This window comes from Candidatus Thermoplasmatota archaeon (genome assembly GCA_035541015.1).
GTDB lineage: Archaea > Thermoplasmatota > SW-10-69-26 > JACQPN01 > JAIVGT01 > DATLFM01.
Genome location: DATLFM010000019.1, coordinates 1 through 22,788, shown reverse-complemented (window position 1 = coordinate 22,788; position 22,788 = coordinate 1). Strand labels below are relative to the sequence as shown.

General features: G+C 68.2%; 19 protein-coding genes. 8 read left to right on the top strand and 11 right to left on the bottom strand.

Annotated elements, in window-relative coordinates; translation table 11 throughout:
- Nucleotides 1-59: 59 nt before the first annotated feature.
- The 3 genes from VM681_01765 to VM681_01755 are packed head-to-tail and all read left to right on the top strand — an operon-like array spanning nt 60 to nt 3,305.
- Entirely contained in the window at nt 60-2,393 is a 2,334-nt protein-coding gene (locus tag VM681_01765; protein ID HVL86726.1) for a heavy metal translocating P-type ATPase, read from the top strand.
- Nucleotides 2,390-2,653, top strand: coding sequence for a heavy metal-associated domain-containing protein (locus VM681_01760; GenBank protein ID HVL86725.1), 264 nt, complete (start codon nt 2,390-2,392; stop codon nt 2,651-2,653). The genes VM681_01765 and VM681_01760 overlap by 4 nt, the downstream gene beginning before the upstream one ends.
- Before the next feature lie 7 nt (nt 2,654-2,660).
- Entirely contained in the window at nt 2,661-3,305 is a 645-nt protein-coding gene (locus tag VM681_01755) for a cation transporter (protein ID HVL86724.1), read from the top strand.
- A gap of 33 nt (nt 3,306-3,338) precedes the next feature.
- Here the strand turns inward: VM681_01755 and VM681_01750 are convergent, their stop codons facing one another.
- The 6 genes from VM681_01750 to VM681_01725 form a co-directional block, all read right to left on the bottom strand.
- A complete protein-coding gene (locus VM681_01750) occupies nt 3,339-3,860 on the bottom strand; it encodes a hypothetical protein (GenBank protein ID HVL86723.1) in 522 nt (173 codons plus the stop codon).
- Between the two features lies 1 nt (nt 3,861).
- Nucleotides 3,862-4,818 carry a TlpA disulfide reductase family protein gene (locus VM681_01745; protein HVL86722.1) on the bottom strand — a complete coding sequence of 319 codons (957 nt, stop codon included), beginning with the start codon at nt 4,816-4,818 and terminating at the stop codon, nt 3,862-3,864.
- A 3-nt stretch (nt 4,819-4,821) separates the two neighbouring features.
- Nucleotides 4,822-5,763, bottom strand: coding sequence for a TlpA disulfide reductase family protein (locus VM681_01740; GenBank protein ID HVL86721.1), 942 nt, complete (start codon nt 5,761-5,763; stop codon nt 4,822-4,824).
- Between the two features lie 139 nt (nt 5,764-5,902).
- The gene (locus tag VM681_01735; GenBank protein HVL86720.1) at nt 5,903-6,862 is read right to left on the bottom strand and encodes a TlpA disulfide reductase family protein; all 960 of its coding nucleotides are present in this window, start codon (nt 6,860-6,862) and stop codon (nt 5,903-5,905) included.
- A gap of 19 nt (nt 6,863-6,881) precedes the next feature.
- On the bottom strand, nt 6,882-7,826 hold the full coding sequence (locus VM681_01730) for a TlpA disulfide reductase family protein (GenBank protein HVL86719.1): 945 nt from the start codon (nt 7,824-7,826) through the stop codon (nt 6,882-6,884).
- 2 nt (nt 7,827-7,828) lie between these two features.
- A complete protein-coding gene (locus tag VM681_01725) occupies nt 7,829-9,226 on the bottom strand; it encodes a TlpA disulfide reductase family protein (GenBank protein ID HVL86718.1) in 1,398 nt (465 codons plus the stop codon).
- Nucleotides 9,227-9,493: 267 nt separating this feature from the next.
- Here VM681_01725 and VM681_01720 point away from each other — a divergent pair, with 267 nt between their 5' ends.
- The gene (locus VM681_01720; protein HVL86717.1) at nt 9,494-10,225 is read left to right on the top strand and encodes an aquaporin; all 732 of its coding nucleotides are present in this window, start codon (nt 9,494-9,496) and stop codon (nt 10,223-10,225) included.
- A 60-nt stretch (nt 10,226-10,285) separates the two neighbouring features.
- On the opposite strand, the gene VM681_01715 is transcribed toward VM681_01720, so the two are convergent.
- Entirely contained in the window at nt 10,286-13,807 is a 3,522-nt protein-coding gene (locus VM681_01715; GenBank protein ID HVL86716.1) for a DNA polymerase II large subunit, read from the bottom strand.
- 118 nt (nt 13,808-13,925) lie between these two features.
- Between VM681_01715 and VM681_01710 the strand changes: the two genes are divergently transcribed.
- On the top strand, nt 13,926-14,429 hold the full coding sequence (locus tag VM681_01710; protein HVL86715.1) for a hypothetical protein: 504 nt from the start codon (nt 13,926-13,928) through the stop codon (nt 14,427-14,429).
- Here the strand turns inward: VM681_01710 and VM681_01705 are convergent.
- Nucleotides 14,423-16,378 (bottom strand): DNA-directed DNA polymerase II small subunit, encoded by a 1,956-nt coding sequence (locus VM681_01705; GenBank protein HVL86714.1) that lies wholly within the window; start codon nt 16,376-16,378, stop codon nt 14,423-14,425. The genes VM681_01710 and VM681_01705 overlap by 7 nt on opposite strands.
- A 407-nt stretch (nt 16,379-16,785) precedes the next feature.
- Here VM681_01705 and VM681_01700 point away from each other — a divergent pair, with 407 nt between their 5' ends.
- Entirely contained in the window at nt 16,786-18,033 is a 1,248-nt protein-coding gene (locus VM681_01700) for an ORC1-type DNA replication protein (protein HVL86713.1), read from the top strand.
- 58 nt (nt 18,034-18,091) lie between these two features.
- On the opposite strand, the gene VM681_01695 is transcribed toward VM681_01700, so the two are convergent.
- Nucleotides 18,092-19,210, bottom strand: a complete 1,119-nt coding sequence (locus VM681_01695; GenBank protein ID HVL86712.1) for a S26 family signal peptidase — start codon at nt 19,208-19,210, stop codon at nt 18,092-18,094.
- Nucleotides 19,211-19,242: 32 nt separating this feature from the next.
- Here VM681_01695 and VM681_01690 point away from each other — a divergent pair, with 32 nt between their 5' ends.
- Both VM681_01690 and VM681_01685 read left to right on the top strand, forming a co-directional pair.
- The gene (locus VM681_01690) at nt 19,243-20,565 is read left to right on the top strand and encodes a GTPase (GenBank protein HVL86711.1); all 1,323 of its coding nucleotides are present in this window, start codon (nt 19,243-19,245) and stop codon (nt 20,563-20,565) included.
- Between the two features lie 298 nt (nt 20,566-20,863).
- Nucleotides 20,864-21,562: a metallophosphoesterase family protein gene (locus VM681_01685; protein ID HVL86710.1), complete on the top strand. Its 699-nt coding sequence runs from the start codon at nt 20,864-20,866 to the stop codon at nt 21,560-21,562.
- Here VM681_01685 and VM681_01680 read toward each other — a convergent pair.
- Both VM681_01680 and VM681_01675 read right to left on the bottom strand, forming a co-directional pair.
- Nucleotides 21,557-22,330, bottom strand: a complete 774-nt coding sequence (locus VM681_01680) for an amino acid ABC transporter ATP-binding protein (protein ID HVL86709.1) — start codon at nt 22,328-22,330, stop codon at nt 21,557-21,559. The two genes, VM681_01685 and VM681_01680, sit on opposite strands and share 6 nt — an antisense overlap.
- Nucleotides 22,327-22,788, bottom strand: a 462-nt coding sequence (locus tag VM681_01675) for an amino acid ABC transporter permease (GenBank protein ID HVL86708.1), incomplete at its 5' end; no start/stop codon positions are given. The genes VM681_01675 and VM681_01680, both read right to left, overlap by 4 nt.

Here is a 22,788-nt window from a genome sequence, read left to right as displayed (position 1 = left end):
GGGGGCTTAACGTTTGTCAAGCCGAAGGCACATAGCCCCCCGGCCCCTACCCTGTCTCCATGAAGCAGTCTCCCGACCCGGCCGCCGCAGACCCCTCGGCAGACCGCCGGTCGGACGGGGTCTCCCACGTCACCCTCTCGATCGGCGGCATGACGTGCGCAAGCTGCGTGCGCAACGTCGGCAACGCCCTCCAGAAGGTCCCCGGCGTGCGCGAGGCGCGCGTGAATTTGGCGTTGGAGCAGGCGACCGTGCTCGCCGAGCCGGACGTGCGGGTCGAGGCGCTGGCGACGGCCGTCGAGGGCGCCGGCTACACGGTCCTCGACGCGCAGGACGAGCACCAAGGCGAGCGCGAGGTGAACGCGCGATGGCGGAGGTTCGTCGTCGCGGCGGCGCTTGCGGCCCCGGTCGTCGTGCTCGCCATGGCGCACATGTTCGCGGGCCTCGATTTCCCCGGCTTCGATCTCCTGCAGCTTGCGCTCACGACGCCCGTGCAGTTTGGCGTGGGGTACGTCTTCTACGTCGGGACGTGGAAGGCCCTTCGCAACCGGCGCGCGAACATGGACACGCTCATCGCCGTCGGAACGACGGCCGCGTTCGGGTACTCGGCGACCGAGGTTCTCGCTCCCGAGGCCTTGCCGGGCCACGCGATCTACTTCGAGGTCGCAGCCGCCGTCATCGCCCTCATTCTCCTTGGCAAGTACCTCGAGGCCTTGGGCAAGAGCCGCGCGAGCGCGGCCGTGCGCCGGCTCCTGGAGCTTCGCCCGCTCACGGCGCGCGTCCTGCGCGAAGGCGCGGAAGCGCAAGTGGCCGCGGCCGAGGTCGCCGTGGGCGATCGCGTGGTCGTCCGGCCGGGCGAGAAGATCCCCGTGGACGGCGTCGTGCTCGAAGGGCGCACGAGCGTGGACGAGTCCATGGTCACCGGCGAGAGCGTGCCGATCGAGAAGGGCCCCGGTTCGGAGGTCGTCGCCGGCACCGTGAACCAGAACGGAAGCGTCGTGTTCGAGGCGCGCCGCGTGGGCGAGGACACGGTGCTTGCCGCCATCGTCCGGCTCGTGTCGGAGGCGCAGTCGCGCCGGGCGCCCATCGAGCGCTACGTGGACACCGTGAGCGCGTGGTTCGTCCCGGTCGTCATGGTCCTTGCGGCCGCGACCTTCGCGTATTGGAATGGGCCGGGTGCCGACACGGCGCTCGCAATTGGTGTCGAGCCGCTGGCCTTCGCGCTCTTGGCGTCGGTGGCGGTCCTCATCATCGCCTGCCCCTGCGCGCTTGGGCTTGCCACGCCGCTTGCGATCATGGTGGGAACCGGGCGCGCCGCGCAGTTCGGCGTCCTGTTCAAGGGCGGCGAGTCCATCGAGCGCGCCTCGCGCGTGGACACGGTCGTCTTCGACAAGACGGGCACGCTCACGCAGGGAACCCCCCGCGTGACGGACCTCGCGACGAGCCCGGGGGTCGACGAAACCGCGCTCCTTGCGGCCGCCGCGTCGGCCGAGTCGGCAAGCGAGCACCCCCTGGCCGCCGCGGTCGTGCGGGAGGCGACGCGGCGGAACCTTTCCGTCGTGCGCCCGTCCGACTTTTCGGCCGTTCCCGGACAGGGCGTGCGCGCGGTCGTCGCCGGCCGCAGCGTCGCCGTGGGAACGGCGGAGCTCGTCGGCGCGCCGCCGCCCGAGCTTGCAGCCTCGGCCGCACAACTCGAGGCGGCGGGCAAGACCGTCGTTTTCGTCGCCCTCGACGACCGCGTGGCGGGCGTCGTGGCCCTCGCGGACACGCTCCGGCCCGGCGCGCGGGAAGCCGTCGCCGCCCTTGCGCCAGCCGACCTCTGGATGATCACGGGCGACAACGAGCGCACGGCGCGGGCCATCGCGGCGCAAGCCGGCGTGCGAAACGTGCTTTGGCGCGTGCGGCCGGACGGCAAAGCGGAGGAGATCGCCAAGCTGCGGGAGAAGGGCCGCGTGGTGGCCATGGTGGGCGACGGCATCAACGACGCTCCCGCGCTCGCCCGGGCGGACGTGGGCATCGCCATGGGCGCGGGCACCGACGTGGCCAAGGAGACCGGCGAGATCATCCTCCTGCGGGACGACCCCGCCGACGTGCCCGCCTCGCTGGCGCTTGCCCGCGCGACCATGCGCAAGATTCGCCAGAACCTGCTATGGGCCTTCGGCTACAACGCGGTTCTCATCCCCGTGGCGGCGGGCCTTTTCACGGCCTGGCCCGTCTTCGGCTCGCCCGTCACGCTGCACCCGGCGTTTGCGGCCGGCGCGATGGCGCTCTCGAGCGTGAGCGTCGTGGCCAACAGCCGCCTCTTGGGCCGTTACGTTCCCCACATCCGGCGCCGCGCGGCGAGGCGCCCGCGAACGGCCGCGCCCGCAACGGCGCCGACGGAGGTCCCCCTATGAGCTGGTTCTCGTTCGGAAAGAAAGAGGAAACCGCACCCGCGGCCCCCAAGGGAAAGCTGGTGACCTTGAAGGTGGACGGCATGACGTGCGCCAACTGCGTGCGGCACGTGGGCGACGCGCTGCGGGGCGTTCCGGGCGTGCACCGAGCCGACGTGGACCTCAAGAAGGGCGAGGCGCGCGTGGACGCGGACCCCAACACGCCCGTGGATGCGCTCGTGAAAGCCGTGGCCGACACCGGGTACGAAGCCCGGCCCGCGTGACGAGATCATGGCCAACGCCGTTCTTCGGGAGACGGGAAAGGATAGCCAAGCCGAGCTCTCCCGCCGCGGCCTGCGCCTGGCCTACCTCACCGTGGGATGGAACGTCGTCGAGGGCGCCGTCGCGATCTTCGCCGCGCTTGCCGCCGGAAGCGTGGTCCTCCTCGGCTTTGGCGTGGACAGCTTCGTCGAGAGCGCCTCGGGCGCGGTGATCGTGTGGCGATTCCTCGCCCATCGGCGCGCGGCCGACCCCGAGACCGCCGAGCGCATCGAGCGGCGGGCGCAGAAGCTCGTGGCGATCTCGCTTCTGGCCCTTGCGGCCTACGTCGGGGTGGAGGCATCAACCGCGCTGTGGGAAGGCCGCGAACCGGAGCCGAGCTTCGTCGGGATCGCGCTTGCGGCCGTCTCGCTCGTCGTCATGGGCTACCTTGCCCGCGCCAAGCGCGCCCTGGGACGTTCCCTCCACAGCCGCGCCGTGGTCGCCGACGCGGCCCAGACGCAGGCGTGCTTCTACCTCTCGGCCATCGTGCTTGCGGGCGTCGGATTGAACGCCGCCTTCGGGTGGTGGTGGGCCGACCCGGTGGCCGCGCTCCTCATCACGGTTCCGCTTGCCAAGGAAGCGAAGGACGCGTGGCAGGGGAAGGACTGCTGCTGATCGGGGGCCGCAGCGCGCGAATGCGAAGGGCCTCTAGGCTTTCAGAAGGTGGGCTGCGAGCCGGTCTTTGGAGTCCTTCGCCGTGGCGACGGTCAAGGCCTCTTCGTACCCGGCCTCGGCAAGTCCGATCCACTGCGGCATTTGTTTCTCCGCGAATTCGGCGAAAAAGTACTCCCGCATGAGCCCCGTCCGGCCGCTCGCCTCCGCCAACGCGACGATCTCGGGGTCCGAGGGCATGACCACGGTGGCGTACATCGCCATGATGGTCTTCGCCGCGTCCTTGACGACGATGTCGCGCCTCGACGCGATTTGGCCAAGGGCGTGTTCCGCGAGGCCCGTTGGCCCCGCCTGCTTTGCGGTTTCTGGAGCCTCGCGACAAAGCACCTTGACGCTCTTTGCGATCGCGGCGCCAAGCGCACGCGAGACGAAAGGCTCCTCGAACCTCCTCTCGAGATCCTTCACGAGCATCTCACGCCAGGCGTCGATGGCATTCTCCCGCGCCTCCTCGGGATTCCTCGCGGATGGCTCTTGCTTGCGTCCGCCAAACAAGCCCATGTCAACGGCTCCTTCCGTGCCCCAGCGCCGCGTCGATCGCCTTGCGAAGGTCGTCGGGCGACAGGTCCTCGCCGGCCAGCCGGTACATCCATTGGCCCGCGGGATCGATCACGGCGAGGAACGGTCGGCTCGTGCCCTTCTGCGCGTAGGCCCACACCACCTGCTCTCGGTCCAATCCGGCGTACCACGTCGCTCCGTGATCGCGCATGAACGAGGCAAGCGTCTGCTCCGACTCTTTCAGATCGTGGTCGAGCGTCACGAACTCGACCCGGTCGCGCGGGTACGCTTCGTACACGTCGACGAGCATCGGCATGCTTTCGATGCACGGCGAGCACCATGTCGTCATGATGTCGATGACGACGACGCGGCCGCCCTGTTCGGAGAGCCGGAACGTTCCCTTCCCCAGCACGTCCTGCGTCGAGAAGTCGGCCGCGGCGCCGGCGAAGCCTTGGAGCGTCACGCGCGGGGCGATCTCGCGGGACGCCTCCACCTCCAGGCGGTACTCGCCGCGCGGCGGCGCGATGACCGAGTCCCGGATGAACCACGTGGCTTCGTTGCGGTCCAGGGGATTCCAGCCGTAGACGAGCTCGGGGCGGTCGTTGGGCCAGCGCACGTCGGATACGACCGTGCCGTCGGGGCCGATGATCCGAACGTTGAACGTCGTCTGCGTCGTGGCCGTGCCTTCCTTGCCGAGGCCCACCTCGACGAAGTTGTAGTCTTTCGAAAGCGTGAAACGGTCCGAGTAACGGAGCACCGTCTCGGCCGACAGGATGGGGGGCTCGAAGGTCCGGTGGAACACCTTGTCGGCGGTCGCGAGGGGTAGCTCGGCGACGGTCGGTTCGCGTTCGCTCGTGGCCTGCAGGTCCCCGGCAGGCGGAGGCGGCGCCAGCAACGCGAAGGCGCCAAGGCCCACCACCACGGCGACGAGACCGGCGACGACGATTCTCCTTGTCGCCATCGCTCAACGCCCGTCCAGCGCAGCGTCGATCGCCGCGCGCAGCTCCTCGATCGGAACCTCGCCCGCGTTGGCGTAGATCCAGTTTCCAGCGGGGTCGACGACGGCCCAACGGGGCCATCCGGTCTGGCCGCCCGCGTAGGCTTTGATCACGGTGCCGTCGTCCATGCCTGCGTACGAGGTCGCGCCGTGGGACTCCATGAAGTGGCGCAGGCCTTCCTTCGTATCTTTGACATCCGTGTCCACGCCCACCAGCTCAAAGCGCGCTCGGTCGTAGGACTCGTACATCGTCTGGAGTTTCGGGGCCATTCGCTGGCAGATCGAGCACCAGGTGGACATGAGCTCGACGAGCACGACCTTGCCCGCCTGCTCGGACAGCCGGAAGGTGCCCTTCCCGAGGACGTCGTCGATCGTGAAGTCGGCGGCCTTGCCGGCGACGCCTCGGACCGCAACGATGGCGGTCATCCCGCCCGAGACTTCAAGCTCGACCGCGTACGAGCCTTGGAGAGGCACGAGAACGGACGCCGCCGGCGAGGTGTCGCTCGTCACTCCCATCGATGGGAGGCCGTACCAGGGGAAGGGGCCGATGTCGTATTCCAGGTCCGCCACGACGTTCCCCTCTGGATCGAGGATGCGGACCTCGTAGGTCCACCCGGCGCCCATGAGGCCGTCGGCACCCAGCCGGATCTCGAGGAAGTTGTACTCGCGCTCGACCGTGAAGGAGGACTCGAACGAGTGCTTGCCGCCCGCGCCCGAGCCCTCAAACCGCTGATCGAACAGCAGGTCGTCGGCCGGCGGCAACGGTCGTCCGCCGATCGCGGGCGGATCCTCGCGCGTGTGGGAGACAGCGGCCTGCTCCAGCGGAACCGGAGGCGGGGTGGCGACGATCGCCGCGCCGACAACGAACAGGGCGACTGCGAGCGCTGCTGCGGGCTTGGCGCGAAACATCCTAGGCCTCCTCGACCCGGTTTCGAGGGAGCGAGTGGCTATTTAAGAATTCTGATCCCCCAGCTCCCGGCGGCTCCGCTGGAAGATGGGAAGTTGCCCGCCGGCGCCGCCGCCTGCGCGACGGCGCCGATGCGGGGCGTCAGGCGCTCGCGAGCGCGCCGTCGATGATGGCCCGCAGCTCGTCTGCGGTGATGTCGCTTCCGACGTGGCGGAAGATCCAGTTGCCGGCCGGGTCGATGATGGCGATCGTGGGGATCGCTCCGGTGCCGTAGCCCTTCGAGACGGTGCCGCCAAACCGCGGGCCGTCGTCGAAGCCGGCGTACCAGACGCCGCCGTACGTCTGCATGAAGTTGCGGAGGTCCTCCTCCGTCTCGTCCGTGTCCACGTCGACGCTCACGATCTCGAACTGGGACCGATCGTACGACTCGTAGACCTCGGCGAGCGTGGCCATGGCGCGCTTGCACGGGCCGCACCAGGTGGCCATGAGGTCGATGAGCACGACCTTGCCGCGGTGCTCCGAGAGCGTGAACGTTCCCTTGCCCAGGATGTCCTCGGTGGAGAAGTCGGCGCCGGGGCCCGCGATGCCGCTGGCCGAAACGATGGCCGTCAAGCCCGCGGAGAGCTCGACCTCGATCGCGTAGGTGCCGTGCGCGGGGGCCACGACCGAGGCGCTCGGCCACGTGCGGTCGTTGGGGAGCGAAACCCAGGGGAACAGGCCGCCGGACCAGTCGGTGTCGGCCACGAGCGTTCCCTCGGGGTCGTACACGCGAATCTTGTACACGTTCACGGCGGGCGCCCAGACGCCCTCGTCGCCCGTTCCGATTTCAAGGAAATTGTAGTCGCGGTCCACGGTGAAGCTGTCGGTGAACTTCGTGGTCCCCGCCAAGGCCGTCGGCGGCGCGGCAAACTTCGCCTTGAAGAGGAGGTCGTTGGCCGGATCCAGCGGACGCGCGGCCGTCGAGGTCTCCTCGCCCAGCGCTGCGGTCGACAACGGTTCTTCACCCGTTTCGCTCGCCGGCGGCGGCGACACCGCGACAAGCGCGGCGGCTCCAACCACGAAGGCGGCCACGACACCCACGATCAGTAGATTCCCGTTCATGCGTTGACCTCCCGATGCCCTATTGCTTTCCGAGCGCCCGGTTGATGAGATCCCGGAGCTCGTCTGCGTTCATCTTCATGCCAATCTCGTAATAGATGAGCACGCCGTTGGGATCGACGATCGCCATGGTCGGGATGAAGCCCGATCCGTACTCGGCGTTCACCGTGCCATCGTCCATCGTGGCGTACCACTGCGCCCAACCCTCCTTCTCGAAGAGGGTGCGCAGGTCGTCCTCGCTCTCGCGGGCGTCGACGTCGACGCTCACGATCTCGAACTCGTCGCGGCTGTACTCGCCGTACACCTCGTTGAAGACGTCCATGGCGGCCTTGCAGGGCCCGCACCAGGTCGCCATGAGGTCGATGATGACCACGCGCCCGCGCAGGTCCGACAGCGTGCCGGCCTCCTTGCCAAAGGCGTCGGCGATCGCGAATTCGAACGCGGGGACGCCCGCGATGCCCCACACCGTGAGCTTGAAGGCCGACGAGACGCCCTGAAGCTGCAGCTTGTACGCGCCCGGCTCCGGGTTGAGCGCAAAGCCGAGGATCGTGGGCTTCGCGTTCGTCGGGTCGCGCTTGTTGGGGATGAGGAGATCGCTGCCCGAATAGTGGATCACGGCGTCGCCCGAGGGCCCGATCACCTTCACGTCGGCGTTGTTGAGCAGGCCGGCGCCGCCGGGCCCAAGGACCTCCACGCGAAGGATGCCGTATTCCTTGTCAACCTTGAAATTGTACACGAGGTCCAGCGGCACGGCCACCGGCGCAAGCGCGGCGGGAAGCTCCAAGAGCACGTCCTCGACGGGCGTCAGAAGCTTCGATTCCGCAACCGGCGGCTCCGCCGGCGACGTTTGCGATTGCGGGTTCACGGGCTCCTCGCTTGCCGCCGGCGGCTGCAGCGCGACGAGCGCGGCGGCCGAGGTGGCGACGAGGACGGCGGCGATTCCGATGGCGACGGTTCGTTTCAGCATGTTTACGGCCTCCGGAGGACAAGGGCAGCGGCGCCCAGGAGCGAAAGGGCGAGCAGGGGCTCAAGCCCGGGGACGGCGGCGGCCGAGGACGCGCCGACGGTGAAGCGGTAGGCGTCGTTCTCGGGGTACTCGTGCCGCTTGCCGGTGGCGTCCCGCACGAACAGGTGGAGCTCCATGTCCCAGCCGTTCTCGAGCTTGGGGACTTCCGCGTTGCCCGCGGTCGTTCCGACAAGCGTCGTTCCCTGGAGCGTCATGGGGACCTTGGCAAAGCACGTGTACGGCGGCGGGTCGGCGCGGCAGACGGTGAAGTACGATTCCGTGACAAGGCCAGCGTCGTTCACGTCGGCGCGGAACTCGAGGTCGTCGCCGGGCTGCACGGCGGGCTTGGCAAGGCGCAGGTTCGTGACGACAAGCGCGGAGACGGCCGAGCTGGCGGTCGCAACCGGCGATCCGGCGATCGCGTGGTCGATGATCGCCTTGAGCTCCTCTGCGGTGATGCCGCTTCCGATGTGGCGGTAGACGAGCAGGCCCTGCGCGTTGACGACGGCCATCGTCGGGATGTAGCCCGATCCGTAGTTTGCATCCACCGTACCGTCGTCCATGCCGGCGTACCAGGCCCAGCCATTGCTCTCGAACAGCGAGCGAATGTCCGCATCGCTCTCGGCGGGGTCGACGTCGACGCTCACGATCTCCAGCTGCTCGCGCGCGTACTGCGGGTAGATCTCGGCGAACGTCTTCATGAGCGCCTTGCAGGGGCCGCACCACGTGGCGAAGAGGTCCACGATGACGGCCTTGCCGCGAAGCTCGGAAAGTTGGATCGTGCCCTTGCCGAGGGCGTCGGCAAGCGTGAAGTCGGGCGCGGCTCCGCGAAGGCCCAAGATGCTGAGCGTGATGGGCGTCGAGACGCCGCTTACCTCGACCGTGTACTCTCCCGGCGCGAACTTCCACAGGGAAGCGATCGTAAAGGGACGCGCCTCGTAGGGGCCCGTGACGGGGTTGGCTGGGATCGACGGGTAGCCGAAGCGGGCTTGCCGGCTGTAGTCGACGACGACGCTTCCGCTCGGGTCCTTGATCTTGATCGAGGGCAACGCGGTCGCATACGCGCCCTGGAGGTCGCCTGCGATGTCCACTTGGACCATGTTGTAGCCCTTGGCCGCGTCCACGGTGAACACGGTCTTGGCCAGGGGCTGGATGGAAAGCGGGTTGAAGACGAAGCTTTGCGCAAGAAGCACGTCGCGGATCGGCGAAAGGTCGACCGGACGTTGCGCCGGGGGCGTGGTCGTCGATGCCGGCTCCACAGGCGCGTCGCCCCCGCTCCCGTTGAGCGCAAAGAGCGCCACGCCGGATCCGGCCACGACCGCTGCCGCAATGGCCAATGCTGCCAGCTTCCCGAATGCCAAGTCCTCAAGCCTCCTGAGGCCGGCAACGAGTCCTGTTCTAACTATATAGGTTTTGTGAGCCTGTTCTTCCAGATTGTAGCTCTTCGTTGGACGCCCCGGCGCGGACTGGGTTCCGGACAGGAATGTACATAAGTGCGTCTTTTTCGAATGTTGACATGTACGGAAATGTTCGCGAGTCGGATCGCGGAATTTATGGTGGGGTCCGGATGTTAAGCGGCCGGCTCTTCGGGCTGTTTGAAAATGTCCGAAGGTCGGAGGTATGTCAACATGACGGAGACGCAAAGCTGGAAGAAGTACGTGGCCGAGATGCTCGGGACGTTCACCCTGGTGTTCCTCGGCTGCGCCGCGATCTTGAGCGGCGCGGGCTACGTCGGCATCGCCCTCGCCTTCGGGCTGGCGTTGACGATCGGCATCGTGGCTTTTGGCCCCCTCTCGGGCGGCCACTTCAACCCCGCCGTGACGATCGCGATGTGGTTGAACAAGAAGACTTCGACGCAAGACGTCGTGCCCTACGTCGTCTGCCAGATCATCGGCGCAACGATCGCCGCGGGCGTTCTGTACGCGATGTGGGCCGTCGGCGGAACGGCGAGCACCACCGCCATGACGGCAATCGGCGGCACGGCGACCAACTGGACCGGCATCACGGCCACGGGCGCGCTCCTTGGTGAGATCTTCCTCACGGCGCTCTTCGTGGTCGCCATCTTCGCGGCCGTCTCGCGCCCCAACCTGCAGGCCTACGCCCCGCTCGTGATCGGCCTCGCCTTGGCCGGCATCCACTTTGCCGCCATGGGCCTCACGGGGGCAAGCGTGAACCCCGCTCGCAGCCTCGGGCCGGCGCTGTTCAACGCGAACAACGTCCTCACGGCCGAGTTCGCCATGGCGTACGTGGTGGGCCCCGTTGTCGGCGGCCTCCTGGGGGCCTTCGTGTGGCGCTTTGCCTCCGAAGAGCAGCCCACCGCCTGGGTCGCGCCCAAGCGCGCCATGGAAGTCCGAGCGTAGATTCGTCGAACGACCTGCGCGGTGGCCACGCGGCCACCGCGCATCCTTTTCTTTTCGCCTCTACAGGAAATCCGCCAACGTCGTCGTCTTGACCTTGTCGTTTGTGAACAGCGACTTCATCGCCTCCTCGACGAGATCGATGCGCTGCTTCGTGTACTGCTTCACGCCGTAGCGCTCGGCGATGCGCTTGGAGACCTCGAGGTACTTCTTGACGGAGGCCTCGTAGACGGTCATCGTGAGGTTGTTCTTGCACTTGAGGCAGACCCCCTTGAGCGGGATGCGCCGGAACTTCGCGTTGCACTTCGTGCACCGGACGCGCTGACGCGAGAACGCCTTGAGGTTGCCAACGAGATCGGGCAGCAGGTGGTACTCGATGACGCGCGCGCCCACGTCGGCGACGTCCACGGCGCGGATCTTGGCGCCAAGCGACAGCTGCGCGTCCACCTTGTCGGTCATCTTGCCCAGCGACTTGTACGCCGACACGGTGGGGCCCTCGCCCAGATCCGAGGTCTCGTGCGTGTAGCCGAATCCCTCGTACTGCCGCTCGGTCCCAAGGCGCGACTCGACCGTGTCCATGGCCTTGCGAACCTCTTTGGGGTCCGCGTGACGCATGGTCGCCTCGTAGAAGGCCGCCGGGTAGCGCGTGCCCACGTCGAGGTTGTGCGCCTCCTTGTCGATCTCGGAGGGATCGATCCGCGTCGTGAGCACAAGCGGCGCGTCCATGAGCCCGCCCCGCTTCTCCGGCAGGTACACGCGGCTGAAGTTGAGGAGGCCGTCGAGGAGGAGCATGACGCAGTCCTCGTCGCCGTCGCAGTTGCGGCGCTTGGCCGCGTGGTAGAACGGGTGCGCGAGCATCGCCTGGCCCGACGTGTAGCCGATGAGCCGACAGGCGACCGCGCCGGAGGTGTGGGGCGCAAGCCCCGCCAAGAGGTGCCCGACGAGGTCGTGGGGCGTCTGCGCCCGGTAGAACGCCGGCAGGCCGTAGAAGCGCTCGAGGAGCTCGTCGAGAAACTGCGCCGCGCGCAGCAGGTACTCCCCGCAATCGCGGCTCACAATGAGGTCCTGCACGCGAAGCTCGAGGATCTGCTCCTCGTTCGACAAAGGCTCGCCGCCGACGTCGTGCGTGTAGCCAAGCTCGCGGAGGCGCTCGACCGGCGTGCCGATCTCGCGGGGACGGAAATGCGTGAGCGGCACGTCCGTCATATCGTAGCGGATCGTGCCGTCCTTGAACGTGTAGACCTCGTGCTTGGCGCGGAGGATACCCTTCTCCAAGGGCTCGGGGGTCTTCGTCGGGCTCACGAGCCCCACCACGCCCTTGATCGTCTCCGGGAGCCGGGCGAGGTCGAGTCGACGCTGGGCCGCTTCGATGCGGGCTGCGAGGTTCACCCAGGCCTTCTCCGGACGCCCCCGCTCGGGCTGCGTGTGCCCGCCGCATTCGCAAAGGTTCGTGAAGTCTCGCTTCCCGCAGGAGGGGCACCGGCGCATTCCGATCTCGACCTCGAAGCCCGCGCGCTCGGTGCCGTCGCGGCTCTTCTGGTGGGCCTTCGCCGCGTCGCGCACGAGCCGCTGGAGCCCGCCTTCGTTGCCGATGGGGAACAGCGAGTGCACAGGCGGGCTCATCTTGCGCTCGGCGGCCTTCTCCGGGCGACCCATGCGCGCGCCCACGCGAAACGGCGAGCGGGCGCGAACCTCGACCCCGGCGAGGTGCGACGCGAGCGCGAGCGCATGGTTGGGGCCAAGGTAGCCGTCCCACGAGCGGCGCCTCGGGATGGGGGTATCCGGCGCCGCGGCCATGGGCGCGACCGGATCGAGGCCAAGCCCGAGCAGGAGCGCAGGCGCGGTCCGGTCCGGGTCGAGGAGCAGACGATCCCCGCGCTGGTGGTGGAGCGCCAGAAGCTCCACGAGGAGCTCCTTCATGGTGGGATCGGCGGGAAGCGAAAGCGTGACGACGTCCTCGTGCGAGACCCATCGGCCGTCCGCCTCCACCCACGCGGAGAGCTTCCGCACGTCGTCGGCGCGAACGTCGTGCCAGCACAGGAGCCAGTCGGGATGCAGAGGAAGTCCAAGCTCTCCCGCGAGGCGGAGGGCCTCTTCGATGGACGCGGGTCGGGCGGGCGCGCCCGGCTGCCCGCGCTCCGAGGCTTTGGCCGCCTCCAACGCCCACCATTCGTGCACGTACGGGCTCTGCGGCATGGGCTTGTTGTTCTCGGCGAACTCGCCGTAGGGGACGAGGATGTCGCCAAGATCGACGATACGGCGAACGCGCGCGCGAAGCCGCCGCGCATCCGCCGTGTTGGAAACGTAGGCAAGGTCGCCATTGTCGAGCACGACGGTCGGGCCTTGGATGCCGTCGCACGGCGTGACGACGGTCGCCTTGCCGGGGCGCTCGATCTTCATCTGCGTGCCAAGCGCGAGGAAATCGTCGCAGAGCACCATGGTCGCTGGGTGGATCGCCGTGGAGGCGATGCCACCCGTGCGCGCCCGGCCGTACCGGAGGCGGAAGCCTCCCTTGCGCGACGGGTGCGCGAGGATGGGTCGACCCGCCGTGATCTCCGACACGAACTTCCAGTCCGCCTGGATGATCGTGCGGCCCTGCGCGTCGGTCATCTGGCCTTGGGCGTCGGCGCCCTTGTCCTTGTTGGCAAACGAGTCGATGAATTCCCAGCCGTCCATCCGCAGGTTCTTGACGTGCTTTTGGATCTTGCTCGCCTTGAGGATCATGCCGTCGGAGAGGACAAGCGCCATGCCGCCGCGGATCTTGTTCGTCTGGAAGCGCGGCAGGTTGCGGTAGCCGGAGACCTCTTCCTCCTCCGTTCCTTCGCCGTCGATGCACACCGGGCAGCCCTTGACGATGAGCTCGACCTGCTGCGGCGTGGGATTGCTCTGCAGGTGCATGACCGTCTTGTACGCCGCCACCTCCTCCTTGTAGCGCTCGATCTCCTGCGCCGTGGGGACGTAGCGGCCAAGGCCGAGCTCGCGGCGGACGACGTCGGCGATGAGAAGCGAGAGCGCCTGCGCCGTGCCGCCGGCCGCGCGGATGGGCCCCGCGTAGGAGACGGCCACGCAATCGGTGCCGTCGTCGTTTCGGAGGATGCGCACTCCCGCCACGCCCTCAAGCGGCGCGACGAGGACGCCCTCGGTGAGGATCGCAAGGCCGGTTCGGACCGCCTGGTCGACCGCCTTCTCCTTGTTCTGCGTCGCGGCGAAGGTCGAGGCGGCCACGTCCTTTGCGACGATGAGGGAGAGCTCCTCGCGGTTCTTGCCGGCGGCGGCAAGCTCTCGGACCTGGGCTGCCACGCCGGGCGGGCCCACGAGCTCCTCGACGCGCTGGGCCAGGTCCTCTGCCATGGGGATCTCAGGCTCCAGCGCGGGGTCGAGGCCCCTGGCCCGCGCCTTGCGGGCCACGTCGTACGAGCGGTCGAGCTCGCGCTTGAGGGCGTCGAAGTAGGCCCGCATGGCCGCGGACATCGCGACGCTCGAAGCGGACGCGAGGGCGACCTCGGGGACCTCGAAGTCCTTCTCGACCTCCGCCTCGTCGCGCTCGGCGATGTCCTCGGCGGGGTCCTCGACGCGCGCTCCCATCCCGAAAAGACCCCTGTGCCGGACCCGATGCCCGCGGGGACCCAAAGCGGTTTCGGAACGGCTTCCACTCCGCAAGGTTGAAATCGCATCCTCGAAATCTTGCGCGCGGAGGACGACCGTGACCGACGCCGTCGCCGTGGTGCTCCGCTTCGCGCACATTCTTCTGGGCGTGATGTGGCTGGGCGCCATCCTGTTTGCCAATTTCGTGCTGTTCCCCCGTCTGGAGAAGATGCAGCCGCCGTCCCGCCGCGACTTTTTCCTGACCTACACCCTGCCGATCTACAAGTACGGCGAGATGGCGGCCGCGGGCACGATCGTCTTTGGCGTGCTGCTGTACAGCTACATGTTCGGGATCGGAGCCTGGGTGCGCGGCTCGACGCACTCGTACCTCTTCGTCGCCGCGCTCGTCCTTGCGCTTGTGGTCTGGCTCCTGGGCCTCGTGGTCTTCTTCCCGAAGATGAAGCGGGCCCGGGCGCTCCTCGAGGCGCAAACCGCGCCGGGCCCCCCGCCGCCGGAGTTCCAAAGGATCATGGCGTCGCTTCCACCCATCAGCATGCTCGGAATGATCCTGCTGCTGACGGCCTTTGGCATCATGATCGTGGCCGTGACCGGCTTCTACTGATCGAAGTTCAGCAGCTGCGCCTTGCCCGTCTGCAGGTCGACGACCGGCACGCGCGCGGGCTCGGGCTGGAGGCCCAGCATCTTCTGCCGGTTCGTCTGGCCCTGCCAGCAGCTCGACGAGACGAGCGTGATGCCGCGATACGATCCGATGCCCGCTCGATGGACGTGGCCGGTCACGAAGATGTCCGGGATGGGATCGATCACGAGATGGTCCCGGTGCTCGGGCGCGATGGGCGTGTCGTGCGCATACATGGGGCAAAGGTGGCGTCGCCGGAGCATCTCCGCCATGACCGTCAACGGCTGGCTTGCCGACAAGCCCTTCACCGTCGTCACGTAGTCGTCGATTCCCTTTCCGTTGTACGCGAGGATGGAGACGCCCTCGATCGACAGGAACGACGGGTTGCCGACGAAGACGACGTTCGAGGGGAACGTCTTGCGAAGCGTCTCGCCCAAGGCGGGCTGCGGCTCGGCCGGACGCACCGCGTCGTGCGCGCCCGGGAGGACGAAGATCTTCACGCGCGAGGGCAGACGCGCGAGCTGCTCGCCGGCGAATCGGTACTGCTCGAAGACGTCGGGGATCGCAAGGTCACCCTCCTGACCAGGGTAGATGCCGATCCCGTCGCAGACGTCGCCGTTCACGACGAGGTACCGGACGCGGGCCGCAAGCGCCTGCTGCTGCGCGTCGCCGAGCGTCCCGTTCATCCACGCCACGAAGCGATCCCAGCGGTCCGCGAGGAAGGCGCGGCTCCCGAAATGAAAATCGCCGACGAAGGCGACCGAAGCCGGGCGCTGCGCGCGCGGCGACTCGTGCGTGACGGGAACGTCCGGGCGGACGAGGTCCTGCAGGATGAGGAGGTCGCCCTTGCTGCGGGGATCGTTCGAGGGCTTGGCCGTCTTGGCCACGACGCCGATCACCTCGTCCTGGGCCACGGTCTCGGCCAGTTCCAGGAGATCGGGGTCGCTCGCGGGGGCGAGCACGAACACGACGCCCGTGTCGTCCTCGACCTCGAGGATGCGGTGACCGTTCTTGCTCGTGCGGACCTCGTTCACGATGCCGATCACGCGGACCGAGTCGCCGCCGCCCCGCGGGACGCGGTCGATGGGCATGGCGCCCACCATCTCGCGCCGCTGGCGGAGGATGCGACGAAGCGTCTTGTACCGGTCGTTGAAGAGCTTCGTGAAGTCGCTGATCTCGCCCGTGCACGTGCTCGCGCCCGTCACGTCCCGAAGGATCTCGAAGCGGTGGTCGACGGGAATGGACGCAGGCGGCAAGGGGATGCCGGGCCCCGCCACGGGCGAGGGCGCCGCGATCGGGGACACGGAGGGAGCGGGGACCGCGCCGAGCGAGAGCGCCGTGGCCGCGACCAGGCGGCTGGGCCCCTGGGCAAGCGAGGGATCCAGAAGCGGGCGCGCCAGGAGATCCGCGCCGCGCGCCGCGGGGGTCCCGGCGTTAGCGTCGGCGCGCCCCGCGGCGCTTCGGGGCTGCACGCGGTCGACGGAAAGCGGCGCGGGATAGCGCGGAATCGTGAGGAGAAGCGACGACGTAGTAGGCTCGGCCTTGGGCACGGGAGACGACGGGCTCCGGGGGACGTCGGACGTCGGTCCCGCGGTCGGGCCGGCTCCCGCGCCGCCGCCGGGCCCGTGGCTCGGGCCGACGGCCGTGCCGGCGATCACGCCGGGGCTCGGGACGGCACCCCGACCGCCCGCGACGCTTTCGGTCGCCCGTTCCAGGACGTCGAGCGTCACGAGAAAGTGGCCGTTTTGCGAGAGCGCCCCACGCAGGAGCTCAAGCGGTCGCGCGGACGCGGCAAGGTATCGCGCCGCTTCGGGATGGAGCAGCGCGCCGCGCTCTTCGAGGAGGGCATACACCGAGGCAGGAATCGCCCGCGGCGCCGTCCCGACGGGAGCATCGGCGCTTGCGACGGCTCCCGCGCTTGCCCCCTCGTTCACCGCATCCGTCCCCAGTGGCCGTCGCGATGGCGCGGACGCGGCATGAACGTTTCAAAAGCGAAGGCTGTTTCAGCAATTTCCAGTGGAACTTGCGCTGCGATTGGAATTCTCGCCAAAATATTTTGTTTCTTTTTATGAAAACGCCCATACGGAACCTTTATCGATTTGCCCGCTCTCCAATGTTTCCGCTGTTTCCCATGTATCGATGAGCGCTTCGCGCGCTCATCCTCGCACGGTGGGAACCTGGGGTGGAGGCGGGCGGCAACTTCGTTGCCTTGCTAGCGAACGCTCCGTGGTTTCTCGCCAGGGAAGGTCCGGAAGGGATCGGTCGGGTCGAGGACCATCGCCCATGGCGTAGTGTCCACCAGATCGCAGTCGAACCAAAGGCAGCAGGGGAGGAGTCCAGGATGCTTCGTCACGGCCTTTTCGAGGCCTTGCTACGTACCGAGCCCATCTTCCGGAACAAGGAGGTCCTTCGGCCGACCTACACGCCCGAGGACCTGCCGCACCGGTCCGACCAGATCAACCAGCTCGCCTCGACGCTTGTCCCGGCGCTGCGCGGCGAGACCCCAAGCAACGTGTTCATCTACGGCAAGACGGGCACGGGCAAGACGGCCGTCGCAAAGTACGTCGGCAAGGAGCTCATCGAGGCCGGCAAGGCAAACGGCGCCCGCGTGAACTTCATCTACATCAACTGCGAGGTCGTCGACACCCAGTACCGCGTTCTCACGCAGATCGCAAACGCCCTCACGGACAACTGGAACGAGCGCATCCCGTTCACCGGCTGGCCCACGGACGAGGTCTACGCCAAGCTCCGCGAGAAGATCGACGCCTCGGGCGGAGCCACGATCATCATCCTCGACGAGATCGACAAGCTCGTCTTCAAGGCCGGCGACGACGTCCTCTACAACCTCACCCGCATCAACGCCGATCTGTCCAAGGCGCGCGTGAGCCTCATCGGCATCTCGAACGACCTCAAGTTCACGGAGTTCCTGGACGCGCGCGTGACGTCGTCGCTGGGCGAGGAGGAGATCATCTTCCCCCCGTACGACGCGGCCCAGCTCCAGGACATCCTCAAGCAGCGCGCGGGCGTCGCCTTCAAGGAGGGCATGCTCGAGAACGCCGTGATCCCGCTGTGCGCGGCGCTTGCGGCGCAGGAGCACGGCGACGCCAGGCGGGCGCTCGATCTCCTGCGCGTCTCGGGCGAGATCGCCGAGCGCGAGAGCGCGCGCCGCGTGAGCGAGCAGCACGTCCGCCGCGCGCAGAACAAGATCGAGATCGACCGCGTGACCGAGGTCGTGCGCACCCTTCCCATGCAAAGCAAGCTCGTGCTCCTGTCCGTCATCCTGGGCGAGGAGCACACGCAGCGCAAGGGGCTTACGACCGGCGAGTCGTACGACACCTACCGCGAGCTTTGCAAGGCGACGGGTTCCGACGTGCTCACCCAACGGCGCGTGACGGACCTCCTCTCCGAGCTTGACATCATGGGGATCCTCACTGCGCGCGTGATCTCGAAGGGTCGCTACGGGCGGACGAAGGAGATCCAGCTCTCCGTTCCCGCGGGCGAGACGCGCGCGGTCCTCTGCGAGGAGCCGCAGCTTGAGCTTGCTTGCAACGCGCGGCTGCCGCAGCAGAAGCTTTCCGCGGTCCTCTGACCGCAGACGACGACGGCGCTTTTGCGCGCGCGAGGCCGGCCGGCTGCAACCCGGATCGTCAACGGCCCGGTGGACGGTCTTCCGAGTCGAACTCGGGCGGCGGCTCGCGAGGTTCGCGGGGCCAGAATCGCCGCCAGAACGGCTCGGGCGGTTCGCCGGCCTCGGACGGAGGACTGCCGATCCCCGGGCCGTGGTCCACGTGCGTGCGTTCGAGCGCCTCGTCGCCGTCCTTTGCCGCGGGTCGCTCTCCCTCGCGCCGCTGCCGGATGCGGTTCATGGCCATGTCAAAGCCCACGGGCACGGCGACGAGAAGACCCAACGAGACGCCCAGCATGACCCACAGGTCGCCCGGCGCGTACGCGTTGCCCACCGCGACCGCGTTCACGCACGCCGGATCGCCAAGCTGCCCGGGGCAGCGGTAGTTGGGCGACCCGCTGAGCGCAAGCTTGATGAGTCCAAACCACGGAACCTCGCCCACGGCCTTGCCCTCGATCCACGCGAGCCGGATCGGTTGGCAGGAGGGCGTGATGCACGATGGCATCTGGTCCGGAGGCCGGTTTGTCACCGGATTGTCGCCCTTGGTGATGTAGCCGGACCAGCACGGCTTGTAGGGGGCCGACGGGCTGCCAAGGCCGATCTCCGGGATGACGACGCCCTGCAGGCCCGTCGTGCTGAACTGCTGTCCACGCCACTTCCACGCATAGCGCGCGTTGGCCACGTGCGAGTCGCGGCAGCTGAAACCGACCGGTGGATTGTCGGCGACGTCGTCCGGCACGTCGGCCCCCGTGACCTCGATGTACGCGACGGCCCGGTGGATGATCGGCGTGGCGAACCGGCCGCTTCGCGCGTTGTCCCTGTAATAGATGAGCACGTCGCCGGCCAGCCCGTAGCGGACGTCCCGACCGTCCGCCAGCGTTTCCACCTCGGAATTCGAGGACACCCGCTTGACGAAAACCATGTCGCCCGGATCGATCGTCCCGAACTTGCCGAACCCCGCGCACGCGGAGCCGCGCGTCTCCCCGCAAGGCGGGTGCATCATGCTGCCCGACTCGACGACGACCATGGGGGGCCAGACGCCGGTGTAGGCGAACAGGATCAGCAGAACCCCGCCCACGACGGCGACGGCGATGGCCACGTCCTTCACGCCGGCGCCCACCATCAGGGCGGCTACGGGCACGATGATATATAAGCTGCGAGGAATGTCCGCGCGTGCGCCCTCGCGCTGTTCTCGTCACCATGCGTTCGCAAACGGACGAAATCGAAGCGCTCGTCGCCTCGCTGGGCTACGACGTGGCGTCGATCGTCCGGCAACGGCGCGACCGTCCCGACCCTGCGACGTACATTGGCTCCGGAAAGCTCGACGAAGTCGCCGGGGTCGCGCGCGAGGCGGAATCCGATCTCGTCGTGTTCGACGCGGACCTCCGCGCCGGGCAAGTCGCCACGATCGAGCGGGCGCTCGGAGCCGTGTCCGTCGCCGGCGAGCGGCGACGGGACGAGCCCGACGGGGGCCGCGGCGGCGACCGAACGCCGCGCAGCGCAGCCGACGCCCGAGGCGCAGCACCGCACCCCGAAGACTCCCGAGCGGCAGCACCGCGCACCGCGGCGGACTCCGGGGCCGCAGCACGGCGCACTGCGACCGGCTCCGGAGCCGCGGCACCTCTCCGCGGGGCGGCCCGCCGCCGCGCCGCGCGGCAGGAGGCCCCGCCCGTGCGCGTCTTCGACCGCGTCCGCCTCATCCTCGAGATCTTCGCCCGGCGCGCCACGACCCAAGAGGGGCGGCTCCAGGTCGAGCTCGCCCGGCTGCGGTACGAGATGCCGCTTGTCCGCGAGTACATCGCGCGGTCCAAGAAAGGCGAGCACCCCGGCTTCCTGGGCGGTGGCGAATACGGTGTGGACCAGTACTACGACCAGATCCGCCGTCGCAAGACGAGGATCGAGCGCGAGCTCGTCCGGCTGGCCGGCGAGCGCGAGGGCCGACGCCGGGCGCGGCGCAAGGGGGGCTTCCGGCTCGTCGCCCTGGCAGGCTACACGAACGCGGGCAAGAGCTCGCTGCTCTCCGCCCTCACGAGCCGCGAGGTGCTCGTCGAGAACCGGCTCTTCTCCACGCTTGAGACGCGAACGGCGCGCGTGCGCGGAAGCAAGCGCGACGAGGAGCCCCGCGTCTTATTGACGGACACGGTGGGTTTCATCGAGGATTTGCCGCCGTTTCTCGTGGAGGCCTTCCACGCAACGCTCGAGGAGATCGCGCTTGCCGACGAGACCTGGCTCGTCCTCGACGCGTCGGACCCTCCCGCCGAGATCGAGCGGAAGATGCGGACGAGCCTCGCGATTCTTCGCCGGTCCAAGGAGCGCGCGCCCATCCGCGTCGTCTTGACGAAGGCCGACCTTCTATCGCCAATCCAAAGTCGGGAGATCCAACCGCTCGTCGACGCCGTCGCCTCGCGGTTGGACGCGCGCGAGCTCCTCGGCGTTCACCTTGTTTCGGCTCGGACGCGCGACGGCCTGGACGAGCTTATAGGCGCGGCTGCGTAAGAAGCGGCTGGAAGTTTCCGATACTTTCCGCCCACCCCTCCGCTTCGGCTGAAGGGAGTGGAGAGCGATCTTGGGCCGCCCGTTGTGTCCACGTTGCGATGAATGATCATCGTACTGCAGTTTGAAGACTATCTGTTCACGCCGACGCGTTGGGGAGTTCGATTATGTGGACGCGATTATGAAAGTTTGATGTACGTGAAGTCGCTAAACGCACGGGCTCTCGATCGATTTCACGTTTTCACACGTCACCGATCGATCCGTCCTTCCACTCGAAGCCAAGGGGGGTCCCTAGCCGGTCATGCGGGTTGCGCTTCTCTCCGACATCCATTCGAATCTCGCAGCTTTGCAAGCCGTCCTCGCGGCGATCGACCGTGATCGCTTGCGCCCGGATGTCGTACTCTCGCTTGGCGACACCGTGGGTTACAACGCGCAGCCCAACGAATGTCTCGCTCTTCTCTTCTCACGCGGCGTCCGATGCATCCTTGGCAACCACGACTGGGCCGCCACGGGCGGGACCCCAAAAGGGTTTAACCAGAGCGCCGTCGCCGGCGTGGACCACACGCGAAAGCTTCTCACGCCCGAGAACCGCAAACGGATCGCCGAGTTTCCGGCGACGCTCCGCTTCCAGGTCGGATTGGGCGAGCTTGCCGTCTACCACGGATCGCCGCGCGATCCGCTCATGGAGTACGTGTTCCCCGATGCGGGCATCGACGAGTTCTCCGCGCTTGCGAAGTCCGCAGGCGAGCCCACGTTCGTCGCGCTTGGCCACACGCACATCCCGATGCGCCGCAAGGCGGACGACACGTGGTTCCTCAATCCCGGAAGCGTGGGGCAGCCGCGCGACGGGGACCCGCGGGCGAGCTTTGGCCTTCTGGACGGCGAGACGGCCGAGTTCACGATCGTCCGCGTGCCCTACGACGTCGACGCGACCGAGGCCGCCAACCGCGCGGCCGGGCTGCCCGAGGCGATCTCGCGCCGGCTCCGCAAGGGGCTATGACGGGGGCGTCGGCCCGCCTCCGCGCTCGCGCGAAAGCGACCGCGCCAGGAACGCGCGCGTGCGCTCGTGCTGCGGATTCTCGAGCACCTCGCGCGCCGGGCCCTCCTCCACGATGCGACCCGCGTCCATGAAGGCCGCGCGGTTGGCCACCTCCTTGGCAAAGGCCATTTCGTGCGTGACGATGATCATGGTCATGCCTTCGTCGGCGAGGGTGAGCAGGACGCGCAGGACCTCCCCCGTGAGCTCGGGGTCAAGCGCGCTCGTGGGCTCGTCGAAGAAGATGGCCTTCGGCCGCATCGCAAGCGCCCGGGCGATGGCGACGCGCTGCTGCTGGCCGCCGGAGAGCTCGCCCGGGTAGGCGCCGGCCTTGTCGGAGAGCCCGACCTTCGAGAGCGTCTCGGTCGCGCGCGCCTTGGCCTTGTCGCGCGGGAGCCCGAGCACCCGCAGGAGGGGAAGCGTGACGTTCTCCCGGGCGCGCAGGTGGGGGAAGAGGTTGAACGCCTGGAACACGATGACGAAGCGCTCGCGCACGAGACGCAGGTCGGCCGCTTTGGACCGCACGTCGACGCCGTCGAGTCGCACCGTGCCCTCGTCGGGCTCCACAAGGCGCGTGAGGCAGCGGAGGAGCGTGCTCTTCCCGCATCCGGAGGGCCCGACGATCGCGAGGACCTCGCCCTCGCGCACGTCGAGGTCGACGCCTTGGAGCACGCGCGTCGGGCCGAATCGCTTGACGAGGCCCCGCACGTGGATCAGCGGCTCGACGTTCACGCGCGCGAACCCCCCACGCCAAGGCCCGGGATCGCCACGCGCACCTCGAGCCTGCGAAGGACGAGGGCAAGCGTGTAGGTGAGGACGAGGTAGATCGCCGCGACGCCAAGCCAGGTTTCGAGCACGAGGAACGTGCGCGCGGAGAAGATGCGGCCGACCTGCGTGAGCTCGACCACCCCGATCACGCTCACGAGCGAGGTGTCCTTGAGGAGGATCACGATCTCGTTTCCCAGCGCCGGAAGCGAGGTGCGGAAGGCCTGAGGCAGGACGACGTGCCGCATCGCCTGCGGGTGCGTGAAGCCCAACGAGAGGGCCGCCTCCATCTGCCCCGTCTGCACGCCCTGGATGCCTGCGCGAATGGCCTCGGCCTGGTACGCGGCGGTGTTGGCAAGGAGCGCCACGGCGCCGGCCCAGAAGATCGGCAGCCGGATGCCCACGACGGGCAGCACGAGCCACAC